The following is a 12,567-nucleotide window of genomic DNA, read 5'->3' as shown; positions in this document are numbered from 1 at the left end:
ATCATTGCGGGATTGGGGACATCATGCTGCGACTGCAATCGGCACTCGGCGTTTTCGCATTGCTGTTGATCGCCTTCGCGCTGGCGGAGAACCGTCGCGCGGTATCGCTGCGCCAGGCGGGAATCGGCCTCGTCGTGACCTTCCTCACCGCGATCGTCCTGCTCAAGCTGCCATTCGTCGCGCATGCTTTCGGCGCCATCAACGACGCGGTCGGGGCGATCTCGGCGGCCTCGCGCGCCGGCACGTCGTTCGTGTTCGGCTATGTCGGCGGCGGCCCCCTGCCCTTCGACCTCAAGGCACCCGGCGCCGACTTCATCCTCGCCTTCCAGGCGCTGCCGATCGTGCTCGTCATGAGCGTGCTGACGACGCTGTTGTTCTATTGGCGCGTGCTGCCCCCGATCGTGCGCGGCATGGCGTGGCTGCTCGAGCGCACGCTGGGGGTCGGCGGCGCAGTCGGGCTGTCGACCGCGGCGAACATCTTCCTCGGCATGGTGGAAGCGCCGCTGTTCGTGCGTCCGTATCTGGCGCAGATGACGCGCAGCGAATTGTTCCTGGTGATGACCGGCGGCATGGCCGGCATCGCCGGCACCGTGCTGGTGCTCTATGCGACGCTGCTTGCGCCGCTGATCCCGGATGCGGCCGCGCATTTCGTCATCGCCTCCGTGCTCGGCGCGCCGGGCGCAATCCTGATCAGCCTGATCATGGTGCCGGAGACCGGTGACCGGCTCACCGGCGGCTCGCTCGAAGACCCTGACATGCACGCCTCCGGTACGATGGATGCGATCGTCAAGGGCACCTCCGCGGGGCTCGAGCTGCTGCTCAACATCGTCGCCATGCTGATCGTGCTGGTGGCGCTGGTCTATCTTGCCAATGCGGTGCTCGGCCTGTTGCCCAATGTCGGCGGCACCGCGATCTCGCTGCAGCGGGTGCTGGGGCTCGTGATGGCGCCGGTGTGCTGGCTGATGGGGCTGCCATGGGACCAGGCCGTCACCGCCGGCAGCCTGATGGGCACCAAGACGGTGCTCAACGAGCTGATCGCCTATGTCGATCTGTCAAAACTCGCCCCCGACGCGCTCGATGCGCGCTCGCGCCTGATCATGCTCTATGCGATGTGCGGCTTCGCCAATTTCGCGAGCCTCGGCATCATGATCGGCGGCCTCGGCGTCATGGCTCCGGAGCGCCGTGATGAGATCAACGCGCTTGGGCTGAAGTCAATCGTGTCGGGCACACTGACGACGTGCCTGATGGGCGCGATCGTGGGGGTGCTGAATTAGGCTCTCTCCGCCCGTCATTGCGAGGAGCGAAGCGACGAAGCAATCCAGAGTGCATCCGCGGATACATTTCTGGATTGCTTCGCTTCGCTCGCAATGACGGCGGAATTCCTGGCGCGCTTACGCCGTGATCTCCACCGTCTTGAACTCGGCCGGCAGGATGATCTCCAGCAATTCCACGTCGTCGGAATAGTCGAGGATCATGTGCTTGATCTTCGGCGGCTGCGTCCAGGCACTGCCGGCTTTCATCAGCGTTTCGCCCTGGCCGTCCATGTAGGTCTTCACCCAGCCCTTGAGCACGTAGACCATCTGGAATTCGACGTCGTGATAGTGGAGCTTTGACACCTCGGCCGGATTGCAGGGCGGCAGCAGGCGGATGACGTGGGCCTGCGCGAGACCGTGCGTTGCCGCGGCAATGCCGAGATCGCGATAATGCGCGTAGGTGCGCAGGCCGTCGGCTTTGAAATCCTCCTCACGGTGATGGCTGACGGCGATGCGTTGCTTGGGCCGGGCGCGTGTTTTCGCAGGTGTGGTGCGAGCTTTTGCCTTCACCGCCTTGCGGGCTGAAGATCGCGTAGCGACCTTGTTGCCGTGCCACTTCTTCTTCACCGCCGATTGCGCCGCGCTGCGCGAGGTCACCTTCCGCTTGGCCATGGCCTCCTCCCATTCTTGTTCTGGAGGCAAAGGCTAGCACGAATTCTCAAAACCGTAGGGTGGGCAAAGAAGCGCAAGCGACGTGCCCACCACTTCTGCGCCGTGGCGACCAAAGAGGTGGGCACGCTTCGCTTTGCCCACCCTACAGATCCGTCCAAGCCGTCAATGCAGCCTGAACACGCCGTCGACCGCGCGCAGTTCGGCCGGCTTGATCAGCTTGGAATGCGCCACCGTCACCGAATAGAGGGGGCCGTCGAGCTTCTCCTCCCAGAAGGCGAGGAAATCCGTCAGCGCCGGAAATTTCGGAAACAGATCGTAGTTCTGCCAGATGTAGGTCTGGAGCAGCGAAGGATGATCCGGCATCCGATAAAGAATTTGCGCCGTCGTCAGCCCGTAACCCAGCAACTGTTTCCGGAGGTCGTCGGAAACGCCCCCAACCCGCAAGCCCATGCCAGCCTCCTTTTCAGGAGCGCATATTCAAGGGGTGGCTTACTCGGACTGCCCTAAAGAGCCACCCGGAAACGATGCGCTCACATGAGAGAAATGTGACGCACACTGCCACCCCATCTCAAGCCCAAAAGTTTAACAAGTTGTTGAAATTCAATGCTTTAGCAGCAGATCGCGGCGCCTGCTAATAGCCGGCGAGGCCCGGTTAACGATGGTAAATGTTTTTGGCAGACAGGCCTTCTGAGTGCTGATTTTTCTGCTAGAAGCCCTTGCTCCCGTAAAAAACCTGTCCTATCTCCATTTTGCCTGCGTAGCACTCGCGGGCATCGACTGCTAACAACCCAAAAATCTCCATCTCGTGCAAATGCTTAGGAGGACTGCATGAAATTCCGTCCGCTTCACGACCGCGTCGTGGTCAAGCGCATCGACGCAGAAGAGAAGACCGCTGGCGGCATCATCATTCCCGATACGGCCAAGGAAAAGCCCTCGCAGGGCGAAGTGATCGCCGTTGGCCCCGGCGGCCGCGACGAGAGCGGCAAGCTGATCCCGATCGACGTCCAGGTCGGCGACCGCGTGCTGTTCGGCAAATGGTCGGGCACCGAGGTCAAGATCGACGGCCAGGACCTGTTGATCATGAAGGAAAGCGACATCATGGGCGTGCTCGAAGCTCCCGCTTCGAAGAAGAAGGCCGCCTAATTCAACCGCTCGCACCGCTCACCCCTGAGGAGCGCCTGCCGGGCGCCTCGCCAAGGGTGAGATGAGACCAAGACAACTCAGGGAAACCAATATGTCAGCCAAAGAAGTGAAATTCGGCGTCGACGCCCGCGACCGCATGCTGCGCGGCGTCGAGATCCTCTCCAACGCCGTGAAGGTCACGCTCGGTCCGAAGGGCCGCAACGTCGTCCTCGACAAGTCGTTCGGCGCTCCCCGCATCACCAAGGACGGCGTCACCGTCGCCAAGGAGATCGAGCTCGACGACAAGTTCGAGAACATGGGCGCCCAGATGGTGCGCGAAGTCGCCTCCAAGTCCGCTGACGCGGCCGGCGACGGCACCACCACCGCGACGGTGCTCGCGGCTGCGATCGTCCGTGAAGGCGCCAAGGCGGTTGCCGCCGGCATGAACCCGATGGACCTCAAGCGCGGTATCGACCTCGCCGTCGACGCCGTCGTCGCGGACCTCCAGAAGAACTCCAAGAAGGTCACCTCGAACGAAGAGATCGCCCAGGTCGGCACCATCTCGGCCAATGGCGACCAGGAGATCGGCAAGTTCCTCTCCGACGCCATGAAGAAGGTCGGCAACGAGGGTGTCATCACCGTCGAGGAAGCCAAGTCGCTCGAGACCGAGCTCGACGTCGTCGAGGGCATGCAGTTCGACCGCGGCTACATCTCGCCCTACTTCGTCACCAACGCCGACAAGATGCGCGTTGAAATGGACGACGCCTACATCCTCATCAACGAGAAGAAGCTCTCCTCGCTGAACGAGCTGCTGCCGCTGCTCGAGGCCGTGGTGCAGACCGGCAAGCCGCTGATCATCGTCGCCGAGGACGTCGAAGGCGAGGCGCTCGCGACCCTGGTCGTCAACCGTCTGCGCGGCGGCCTGAAGGTCGCAGCCGTGAAGGCTCCGGGCTTCGGCGATCGGCGCAAGGCCATGCTGCAGGACATCGCGATCCTGACCGGCGGCCAGGCGATCTCGGAAGATCTCGGCATCAAGCTCGAGAACGTCACGCTCAACATGCTCGGTCGCGCCAAGAAGGTGATGATCGACAAGGAGAACACCACGATCGTCAACGGCGCCGGCAAGAAGGCCGACATCGAGGCGCGCGTGGCCCAGATCAAGGCGCAGATCGAGGAGACCACCTCGGACTACGACCGTGAGAAGCTCCAGGAGCGTCTCGCCAAGCTCGCGGGCGGCGTCGCGGTGATCCGCGTCGGCGGCGCGACCGAGGTCGAGGTCAAGGAGCGCAAGGATCGCGTTGATGACGCGATGCACGCGACCCGCGCCGCGGTCGAGGAAGGCATTGTCCCGGGCGGCGGCGTCGCCCTGCTCCGTGCTTCCGAGCAGCTCAAGGGCATCCGCACCAAGAACGACGACCAGAAGACCGGCGTCGAGATCGTGCGCAAGGCGCTGTCCTGGCCCGCTCGCCAGATCGCGATCAACGCCGGCGAAGACGGTTCGGTGATCGTCGGCAAGATCCTCGAGAAGGATCAGTACGCCTACGGCTTCGACTCGCAGACCGGCGAGTACGGCAACCTCGTCACCAAGGGCATCATCGACCCGACCAAGGTCGTGCGAACTGCAGTCCAGAACGCCTCCTCCGTGGCGGCGCTGCTGATCACCACCGAGGCCATGGTCGCCGAGCTGCCGAAGAAGGCCGCTGCCGGCCCCGCCATGCCCCCGGGCGGCGGCATGGGCGGCATGGACTTCTGATCCAGCCGTTCTGGCAAACTCAAGAAATGCGAAACCCCGGCAGCGATGCCGGGGTTTTTGTTTTTATGCGCACTTTCTCCGCCCGTCATTCCGGGGCGCGCGAAGCGCGAGCTATGATGCGCAATTGCGCATCTGAGAATCCATAACCACGAACGTCAGTTGGTTATCCCGGAATAGAGATCGTCCCAGTTCGGGTTCTGCTCCTCGATCAGCCGCGTCTTCCAATCGCGCCGCCACTTCTTGAGCTCCTTCTCGCGCGCGATGGCATCGCTGCGTCATCGTAGACCTCAAACAGCACGAGCTTGTCGACGCCGTACTTTGTCGTGAAGCCGGGAACGGCTTTCGTTTTGTGCTCGCAAACGCAGCGTACGAGGTCGTTGGTCACGTCGATGTTGAGCGTGCCGTGCTTCTTGCTCGCGAGGATGTAGACGTAGTAGGCCATTGCAAGCGCCTGGGGTTATGGATTCTCAGATGCGCAATTGCGCATCATAGCTCGCGCTTCGCGCGCCCCGGAATGACAGCTGAGAGAGCTGCAGCCCCCTCACCTCACCACCTTCCAGAACCGCTCCATGCGCGGGTCGCCGTCCTCGTCCATCGACCAGAAGATGCGGCTGACGCGGCCGACGAGATTGTCCATCGGCACGTAGCCGATCGAGGTCATCACGCGGCTGTCGGTCGAGCTGTCCCTGTTGTCGCCGAGCACGAAGACGTGGCCGGCCGGCACGGTGAAGACGAGCGTGTTGTCGTAGAGGCCGTTGTCGATGCAGTCATAGGTCTCGTAGCTCACGCCGTTCGGCAGCGTCTCGCGCCAGCGCTTCACTCTTGCGCGATCGAGGCCGCACACGTTGGTGCTGGGGGAATCCTTCAACCGCTCGCGCGCAACCGGGCGGTCGTTGATGACGAGCTCGCCCTCCTGCATCTGGATGCGGTCGCCGGGCAGCCCCACCACGCGCTTGATGTAGTCGACGTTCGAATCCATCCCTGAGCAAAACACCACGATGTCGCCGCGCACGGGATCGGATGCGGAGATGCGCCCCGAGAACAAGGGTAGTGCATAGGGAAAGGAGTAGCGGCCGTAGCCATAGGCATACTTGCTGGCGAGGACGTAATCGCCCGTTAGCAGCGCCGGCGCCATCGAGCCGGAGGGGATGCTGAACGGCTCGAACAGGAAGAAGCGAAACACGAGCGGCGGCGACCACAGCACCGGGATCAACAGAATCAGGATCAGAACCGCCTTCCATTCACTGGATCGCGGCTTCGGACGAACGGATTCTTGAAGAGTGGTCATAATCCTGCCCGCGATACCTTCGAACGCGTCGAGACTGTCGCGCGGCTCGGCGCACGCAATACTCGCCTCACCTTGGTCGCAGTGTCCCTGCACTTCGTTCACCGGATAAACGAAAGGCCGCCCGTGGGCGGCCTTTCTGACGTCACGCGCTCTCGGGCGCCTTCAGGCGCACCAGCCGGGTGAGCAGGGCATCGAGGCCCTCGCCGTCACCGGCATGGAGGTCGATGCGGCCGACCTTCTCGACCAGCCGCTCCAGCGACTCCAGCTCCTTGAGCCGCAGCAGCAGGGGGTTCTCCTCCATCAGGCGGGCGGTGTTCAGAAGCGAACGCGTCGCCGCGGTCTCTTCCTGCCGGCGGATCAGGTTCGCCTTCGCGACCCGCTCCGCCTCCACCACCTTGTTCACCAGCTCCCGGATTTCGCCGGGCAGGATCACATCCTTGACGCCGAGCTCGGTGACCTCGACGCCGGATACCGCGACGCGTGCGCGCACATAGTCGCGCAGCTCCGCATCCAGCGCCGCCTTCGCCGACAGCACCTCGTCCAGCGTTCGGCCCGCCACCGCCTCGCGGATCGCGAACTGCACCAGGCGGTACAGCCACGCATCCACGTCGGGCACGGTCGCAACCGTCCGCTCGGGATCGACGATCCTGCGGAACGCCGTCAGCGTCACCCGCAGCGCGATGCGATCCTTGGTCAGCATCTCCTGCGCGGTGATCTCGACCGCCTGGGGCCGCAGGTCGAGGCGCTTCACCTCGATCTTGCGGCCGACGGTCCAGAAGGCGTGCCGGCCGGGCGCAAGCCGCTCCACGAGCCGGCCCTCGACATAGAGCAGGCCCGCCTCGTGGTTCTCGACCACCGTCTCGCTCACGACGGTCGAACGATTGCGCTCGATCATGGTCAGGTGCCGCGCATCGACCTGGGGATCGCGCGACACATCGATGCGCTCGACATCGATGCGGGTTGCGACCTTCCAGTAGACGCGCACCTGCCAGGGCGTCATCAGGTGCACGGGCCGCCCGTCAAGGCTGACGATGGCGATCTCGTCCGCCTTGGTCTCGACCGCCTCGAACAGCTCGGCGGCAAGATCAGGCCGTGCGGCCTTCAGCACCGCGTAGCGATCCGCGGAGAATTCCGCGCGCACGACGTCGAACAGCTCGGCCCTGAGCTCGTGCAGGGGATCGAACAGGCGATGCCGACCGGGCGCAAGCACGCGCACGAGCTGCCCGTTGCGCGTGAGCAACGCACGCTCGCCATCCTTCACCGTCACGTTCAGCATCAGCAAATGCCAGCTCATGGCACGCCTCCATCATGTTGCCCTCCGGCCAGACGCGGCCGGACGGCGGGTTTCGTTTGCAAAGGACGTGAGGACGCGGACGACGCTTCCTGAGAAATCGGCGGGCCGGGGCTTGAGCTTGCGTGATGACGGGCGCACGCGCGCAATCGCCCGACGTGTGTCGAGCGGTCGCACGGAGCCACCCGGCATCGGCGCAAGCGGTATCTACCCGCGGCGCAAAGCCGGTCTCACAGTGTCGTTGTGCGGACGGAAAGCCTTTCGGCAAAACGGCCGGACTGCGACTGAAGCGCGCGTCCGGTCCCCTTCAGAGGAATCAGCTTTCTAGGCTGAAACGGAGCGCTGGAGCGGGATTCGAACCCGCGTCACGATGATTAAACGTCATCTGCTCTACCACTGAGCTATCCTTTGGTTGGTACAAGAAATCGGAATCGAACCGATGCCTTCGGATTTTACCCCGACGCTCTCCATGAGCTACATCCTGCATCTTCGTTCGGCGGAACACGAAACCGGAGACCGGCCCGCGCCAGTCGGGTCTCAGAGAGCCCGAACACATGGCCAACGCGAAGGAGCGCGCTCATAAGGCAAGCCGAGCTCGATTGCAAGCGTGATTCTTGCGACAATTTGAATTCGGCGCGCGAAGCCGCGAGATTGGTCGCCGGAAGCAGTTAGCTTTTCGCGAAATCCTTGAAGCAGGAGCGCACCCACTCGATCGTCAGACGCGTTGCGGGATCGCGCTTGAGGTGGTTTTGCACCAGCAGCCAGACGTCGCGGCGCCGGGGAAGCAAGGTGGCGCGCAGGCTGCGATCGGCGAGCAACGCCTCGCAGCTGTATTCGGGCAGCACGCCGATCACCTGATGCGACTGGATCAGGGTGCGCATGACGCGGATGTTGTCGGTGACGCAGCGCGCATTCTTCAGCCGCTTCGCGCGCAAGAATTGCGCCTCGGGGATCGCGTCGAGCTCGTCCGGATAGCCGCACACGATCGGGTCGATGTCGCTCCGATCCGCCGGCTCGAAGAAATACAGGCGCACGTCGGCGAGCTTCGAAATCGTGAAATCGCCCTTATCGGGCTTGCGCAGGCGAATGGCCAGATCGGCCTGCCAGCGCGAGAATTTCACATTCTCGCTCGAGGTGAGGAATTGCAGCGTCAGCCCGGGATTGTCGCGCAGAAAAGCTTGCGCGCGCGGCGCCAGCAGCTCCTCGGCGACCGTATTGGTGGAAGCGATACGCAAGCGGCCGACTGCACCGGGCTCGCTCTCGCCGATGCGATCGATCGCGGCGATATGCGCCGCCATGGCCTTGACGTGCTCGAGCACCGCTTCGCAATGGCGGGTCGGCCGGCGCAATCCGTCGACCGCCTCGAACAGGGGCACGCCGAGGTCGCGCTGGATCCGGGCGAGCCTGCGCCCGACCGTGGTCTCATCGATGCGCAGCCGTGCGCTGGCACCGGCATAGGTGCCCTCCTCCCGCACGGCCGCGATGATGCGGAGATCGTCCCAGTTCATGCAGCCATTTAGCACGCACGGCGCCACGCCTGCAAATTCGCAGCCATATGCTGCAATATTCCTGCACAATAGCAGGCGGGAGCTGCGCTAGGTTTTGTCGATCTGACGTCACCGAAAGGCAGCCTCACCATGACCGCTCCCAAGACCCTGCTCGAACTCGCCGGCGCTGATTTGAGCCTGCCCCGGCTCGGCGAGAGCTGTCTCGTCCTGATCGATCTCCAGAACGAATATCGCGCAGGCCCGCTGGCGCTGCCCGATGCGGAGGCGGCCATCGCGCGCGCGGCGCAACTGTTGGCCCGCGCGCGGCAGAGCGGTGCGGCGATCCTCCATATCGCGCACAAGGGCCGATCGGGCGGCCTGTTCGACCGCGAGGCGGAGCGCGGCGCGATCATTGCGAGCCTGGCGCCGCTCGCAACCGAGCCGGTGATCGAAAAGGCGCTGCCGAATGCGTTTGCCGGCACTGACCTGCAAGCACGGCTTGCCGCGACCGGGCGCAAGAACATCGTCATCGCGGGTTTCATGACCCACATGTGCGTCAGCTCGAGCGCGCGCGCCGCGCTCGATCTCGGTCTGCGCACCACGATTGCCTCGGATGCCTGCGCGACGCGCGACCTGCCTGACGGCCGCGGCGGCACGATCGCAGCCAGAACCGTTCATGACGTTGCACTCGCCGAACTGTCTGACCGCTTTGCCATCATCGCGCGCAGCGATGCGTTGATCTGATCAAATCCGAACACGGAGCATATCAACACATGCTGCAGCTCTTCTTCCGGCCAATGGCCTGCTCGCTCGCAAGCCGTATTGCGTTGATGGAGGCTGGCATCGAGGCGCGCTATCACCTCGTCGATCTCTGGACCAAGAAGGTCGTGGACGACGGCAGCGACTTCCGTAGCGTTTCGCCAAAAGGCGCCGTGCCGGTGCTGGTCCTGGAGAATGGCGAACGGCTGACCGAGAGCGCAGCGGTGCTGCAATATATCGCCGACTTGAAGCCTGAGCTCGGTCTCGCGCCGCGGCCCGGCGATCCCGATCGCTATCGCCTGCAGGAGTGGCTCAGCTTCATCGGCGCCGAGATCCACAAGGCGTTCCTGTTTCCGAGCTTCTGGTACAAGGACGAGGCGTCGCTTGCGAAGCCGCGTGCAAGAATCGGACAGACACTATCGATGCCCGCCACGCATCTCGCCGAGCGCGAATTCCTGGTCAGCGACCGCTTCACCGTTGCGGATGCGCATCTCACCTGGGCCTTGCTGCTGCTCCGTCCCGCAGGCGTCGACATTGCGCAATGGCCGTCGCTGGTCAGCTATCTCGCCCGCATGCAGGCGCGGCCCGCGGTGCGGGACGCGATTGCGACCGAAATGGCGCTGCGCAAGACAGTGACGGCTTAAGGTCTCACTCCACCCGCGCGAGCACGGCGAGCTTGCGGATGCCCCTGTTGCGGTAGGCATCAAGGAAGGCCGAGTAGTCGCGGAACGACACGCAGCCGTTGGAATCGCCGTTGGGTCCGAGCATGAAGGTGTGCGCGAGCAGGCCGTCGCGGCCGTAGATCGCGTTCTCGCCGCCGATCGGCGTCAGCCGCAACGCCGGTACGCCGTGGAACAGCGCCTCGCGCGGCTTCAGCGTATAGATGTGCGGCGGCGTCACGCCGCGCATGCGGACACGCGAGGAGTGCGGATCGTCGAGATTCGAGCCGAGGCCGGAATGCGCCTCGAGCTTCGTGCCGTCGGGCAGATACACCGTCTTGGCGGTGATGTCGTAGACCGCCGTGTCGCGGTCATAGGGCGGCGCACCGCCGAGCATCGGGTTCTGCTCCTTCGGCGCGATGCTCGCGGTCACACTCGCATCGGCTGAAGCGTAAGCAAGCAGGCCGCCTGACGGCTCGCGCTTGCCCCAGAGCTTCTCGACCATCGACTGCCGCGGCCCGGTGATCGCCATCACCGCCGCCTTCGCGCGATCGGCGAAAGACTTGGGCTTCGCCTCTGGCACGCGCGCGGTCTCGGCCGGCTCGGCCGAGGCAAGCTGCACCGGCGCATCTGCGCCGCGCTTGGCCTTTGCGGCGTCTGCGATCTTGGCGGGGCCTTGCGCCTTCGGCGCTTCCGCGACCTTCACAGGCGCGGCGGGCTTCGCGGTCTCCTTGGCGTCGGCAACGTTCGTGGCGGGCGCCTGCGGCGCCGCGCTCGCCGCGTTGGACGCCACGCTCTGCGGGGCTGCGGCGGCAAAACGCTCGTTGAACATTTCGCGGGTCATCGGCGTGACCACCCGCCCGCGATCGGGCAGCATCGCAAAAACTTCCCTGACCGCTTCGCCGGCCTCGCGCAGCGCGACCTTCGGCGCACGCTTGATCACGGGCTCGTCGTAGCCGGCGGTGCCAACGGTCGGATAGACGTTCGCGCCGAAGACGTTGTTGTAGACGGTCCAGCCGGCGCCCAGCACGAGGCAGCCGATCGCGGCGGCGCCGACGATGGTCTGGGTGGTCACTTTCCGGGAAGACTTCCGAGAATTCTTCTTGGACTTCCGTGCCGCGTTACTTTGCGCAGCGATACTCGTACTCATTCGCCTTGCGTCCAGGACGGTGTCACTCAGTCCCCCTTCGAAGTGCCGCTGCTGGTCACGGTCCGAGAGCTGCATCTCGCAGAGGGTCGGAGCGTCATTAAGGCGACTTTTAGTTAAATGCGGATTAAGTTCGGGCGGATATGGGGCATCCCGCAAAGGCTGTCCCATTTCGGGAAAAAGTCCGCAGAATTACGGACTTAGACGAAGTTGTTAACCATATTTCTCGACCGGTTTGGCGCGATGATCTGCCCCCTCCGGTCACATCTCATGACGCATCCAACCACGGCCTTTTCGTGATCTTGAACGCCGCCGGATCATAGCGACGGAGCGTTGCGCGAGGCTGGCGGACTCCTCTGATGCGACACGCGATGCGCCGGCTGACATCGGTCTCATCGCGCGCCGAACGCCCACGCTACACGGCGCGCTGACCCAGAGTTGATTGCTCACGATCTGGAAAAGAGCCCAGCGACAAAATAGGTCCCATCTCGGCACTTTTCGGCAGCCTCTGCGCGTGATACGGTACCGTATCAAGATCGCCTTGAAATGTGCCGAGCACGCCAATGGAGGCTGGCATGAGAAGGGTCGCACACGCCGGATTTTGGTCTCTGGCGTCGTCGTTCTTGTTGATCGGACAGGCTGTCGCGCAGCCTGCCGGCGCGGGTTGCACGTCATCGCCGTCGGCCGCGGGAACGCAGACCGCTCATACGCAGACTTGGCGCTGCGACAACGGCATCACGATCGTTGCGGAAAATGGCGCCAGATTTGAACTTAAGGACGCCAACCGCGACGGACATATCGACTCGGTCGAGTTGAGCAGCAAGGCACTGCTGGTCGAAGTTCCCAAGAAGCCCCGCGGCAATCCCTTCAAGGTGCTGACGCCGCAGGCGATCGCCGCGGTGCGCGGCACGAGATGGGCCGTCGATGCCGCCGACGGCAGCAAGACGTCCGTATTCGTCGCCGACGGACGTGTCGGCGTCAGCCGCAGGGCTCGCGGACGGGCCGTCGTGCTCGGACCGGGCGAAGGCATCGACGTCGAGGCGACCAGCATGGCGGAGGTCAAGCGCTGGGGCCAGCCACGCATCGACGCCTTGATGGCAAGACTCGGACAATAAGACTCGGACAATAGAGGTTCG

12 protein-coding genes, 2 tRNA genes and 1 pseudogene are annotated in these 12,567 nt (G+C 64.0%); 6 read left to right on the top strand and 9 right to left on the bottom strand.

Features of this window, described 5'->3' with window-relative positions:
- The first annotated feature begins 23 nt into the window (after nucleotides 1-23).
- On the top strand, nucleotides 24-1,274 hold the full coding sequence (locus tag NLN62_RS34515) for a NupC/NupG family nucleoside CNT transporter (RefSeq protein ID WP_027526401.1): 1,251 nt from the start codon (nucleotides 24-26) through the stop codon (nucleotides 1,272-1,274).
- A 117-nt stretch (nucleotides 1,275-1,391) separates the two neighbouring features.
- Here the strand turns inward: NLN62_RS34515 and NLN62_RS34510 are convergent, their stop codons facing one another.
- Nucleotides 1,392-1,925 carry a cupin domain-containing protein gene (locus NLN62_RS34510; protein ID WP_027526400.1) on the bottom strand — a complete coding sequence of 178 codons (534 nt, stop codon included), beginning with the start codon at nucleotides 1,923-1,925 and terminating at the stop codon, nucleotides 1,392-1,394.
- Between the two features lie 162 nt (nucleotides 1,926-2,087).
- Entirely contained in the window at nucleotides 2,088-2,375 is a 288-nt protein-coding gene (locus NLN62_RS34505; RefSeq protein ID WP_027526399.1) for an usg protein, read from the bottom strand.
- Nucleotides 2,376-2,753: 378 nt separating this feature from the next.
- Here NLN62_RS34505 and groES point away from each other — a divergent pair, with 378 nt between their 5' ends.
- The gene (groES, locus tag NLN62_RS34500; protein ID WP_212407848.1) at nucleotides 2,754-3,068 is read left to right on the top strand and encodes a co-chaperone GroES; all 315 of its coding nucleotides are present in this window, start codon (nucleotides 2,754-2,756) and stop codon (nucleotides 3,066-3,068) included.
- A 91-nt stretch (nucleotides 3,069-3,159) separates the two neighbouring features.
- Nucleotides 3,160-4,800: a chaperonin GroEL gene (gene groL, locus NLN62_RS34495; RefSeq protein ID WP_254111744.1), complete on the top strand. Its 1,641-nt coding sequence runs from the start codon at nucleotides 3,160-3,162 to the stop codon at nucleotides 4,798-4,800.
- 155 nt (nucleotides 4,801-4,955) lie between these two features.
- Here the strand turns inward: groL and NLN62_RS34490 are convergent.
- The 6 genes and pseudogenes from NLN62_RS34490 to NLN62_RS34465 all read right to left on the bottom strand — a co-directional run bounded on the left by NLN62_RS34490 (nucleotide 4,956) and on the right by NLN62_RS34465 (nucleotide 8,887).
- Nucleotides 4,956-5,242, bottom strand: a pseudogene (locus tag NLN62_RS34490) (GIY-YIG nuclease family protein).
- A gap of 99 nt (nucleotides 5,243-5,341) precedes the next feature.
- A complete protein-coding gene (lepB, locus tag NLN62_RS34485; protein WP_027525284.1) occupies nucleotides 5,342-6,088 on the bottom strand; it encodes a signal peptidase I in 747 nt (248 codons plus the stop codon).
- A gap of 142 nt (nucleotides 6,089-6,230) precedes the next feature.
- Nucleotides 6,231-7,382 (bottom strand): slipin family protein, encoded by a 1,152-nt coding sequence (locus NLN62_RS34480; protein WP_027525285.1) that lies wholly within the window; start codon nucleotides 7,380-7,382, stop codon nucleotides 6,231-6,233.
- 340 nt (nucleotides 7,383-7,722) lie between these two features.
- Nucleotides 7,723-7,786, bottom strand: a tRNA-Lys gene (locus NLN62_RS34475).
- A 6-nt stretch (nucleotides 7,787-7,792) separates the two neighbouring features.
- A tRNA-Leu gene (locus NLN62_RS34470) sits at nucleotides 7,793-7,864 on the bottom strand.
- A gap of 183 nt (nucleotides 7,865-8,047) precedes the next feature.
- Nucleotides 8,048-8,887: a LysR family transcriptional regulator gene (locus NLN62_RS34465; protein ID WP_027525286.1), complete on the bottom strand. Its 840-nt coding sequence runs from the start codon at nucleotides 8,885-8,887 to the stop codon at nucleotides 8,048-8,050.
- Nucleotides 8,888-9,016: 129 nt separating this feature from the next.
- Here NLN62_RS34465 and NLN62_RS34460 point away from each other — a divergent pair, with 129 nt between their 5' ends.
- The gene (locus NLN62_RS34460; RefSeq protein WP_027525287.1) at nucleotides 9,017-9,610 is read left to right on the top strand and encodes a cysteine hydrolase family protein; all 594 of its coding nucleotides are present in this window, start codon (nucleotides 9,017-9,019) and stop codon (nucleotides 9,608-9,610) included.
- A 29-nt stretch (nucleotides 9,611-9,639) separates the two neighbouring features.
- On the top strand, nucleotides 9,640-10,269 hold the full coding sequence (locus tag NLN62_RS34455; protein WP_027525288.1) for a glutathione binding-like protein: 630 nt from the start codon (nucleotides 9,640-9,642) through the stop codon (nucleotides 10,267-10,269).
- Between the two features lie 4 nt (nucleotides 10,270-10,273).
- On the opposite strand, the gene NLN62_RS34450 is transcribed toward NLN62_RS34455, so the two are convergent.
- Complete coding sequence (locus NLN62_RS34450; RefSeq protein ID WP_371260508.1) at nucleotides 10,274-11,434, bottom strand: DUF2778 domain-containing protein; 1,161 nt, start codon at nucleotides 11,432-11,434, stop codon at nucleotides 10,274-10,276.
- Nucleotides 11,435-12,006: 572 nt separating this feature from the next.
- Here NLN62_RS34450 and NLN62_RS34445 point away from each other — a divergent pair.
- Nucleotides 12,007-12,546 (top strand): FecR domain-containing protein, encoded by a 540-nt coding sequence (locus NLN62_RS34445; RefSeq protein ID WP_254111743.1) that lies wholly within the window; start codon nucleotides 12,007-12,009, stop codon nucleotides 12,544-12,546.
- Nucleotides 12,547-12,567: the final 21 nt, after the last annotated feature.

This window comes from Bradyrhizobium sp. CCGUVB23, assembly GCF_024199885.1.
Lineage (GTDB): Bacteria > Pseudomonadota > Alphaproteobacteria > Rhizobiales > Xanthobacteraceae > Bradyrhizobium.
The sequence above is the reverse complement of the archived record's forward strand: the minus strand, read 5'-3'. Positions and strand labels throughout refer to the sequence as shown.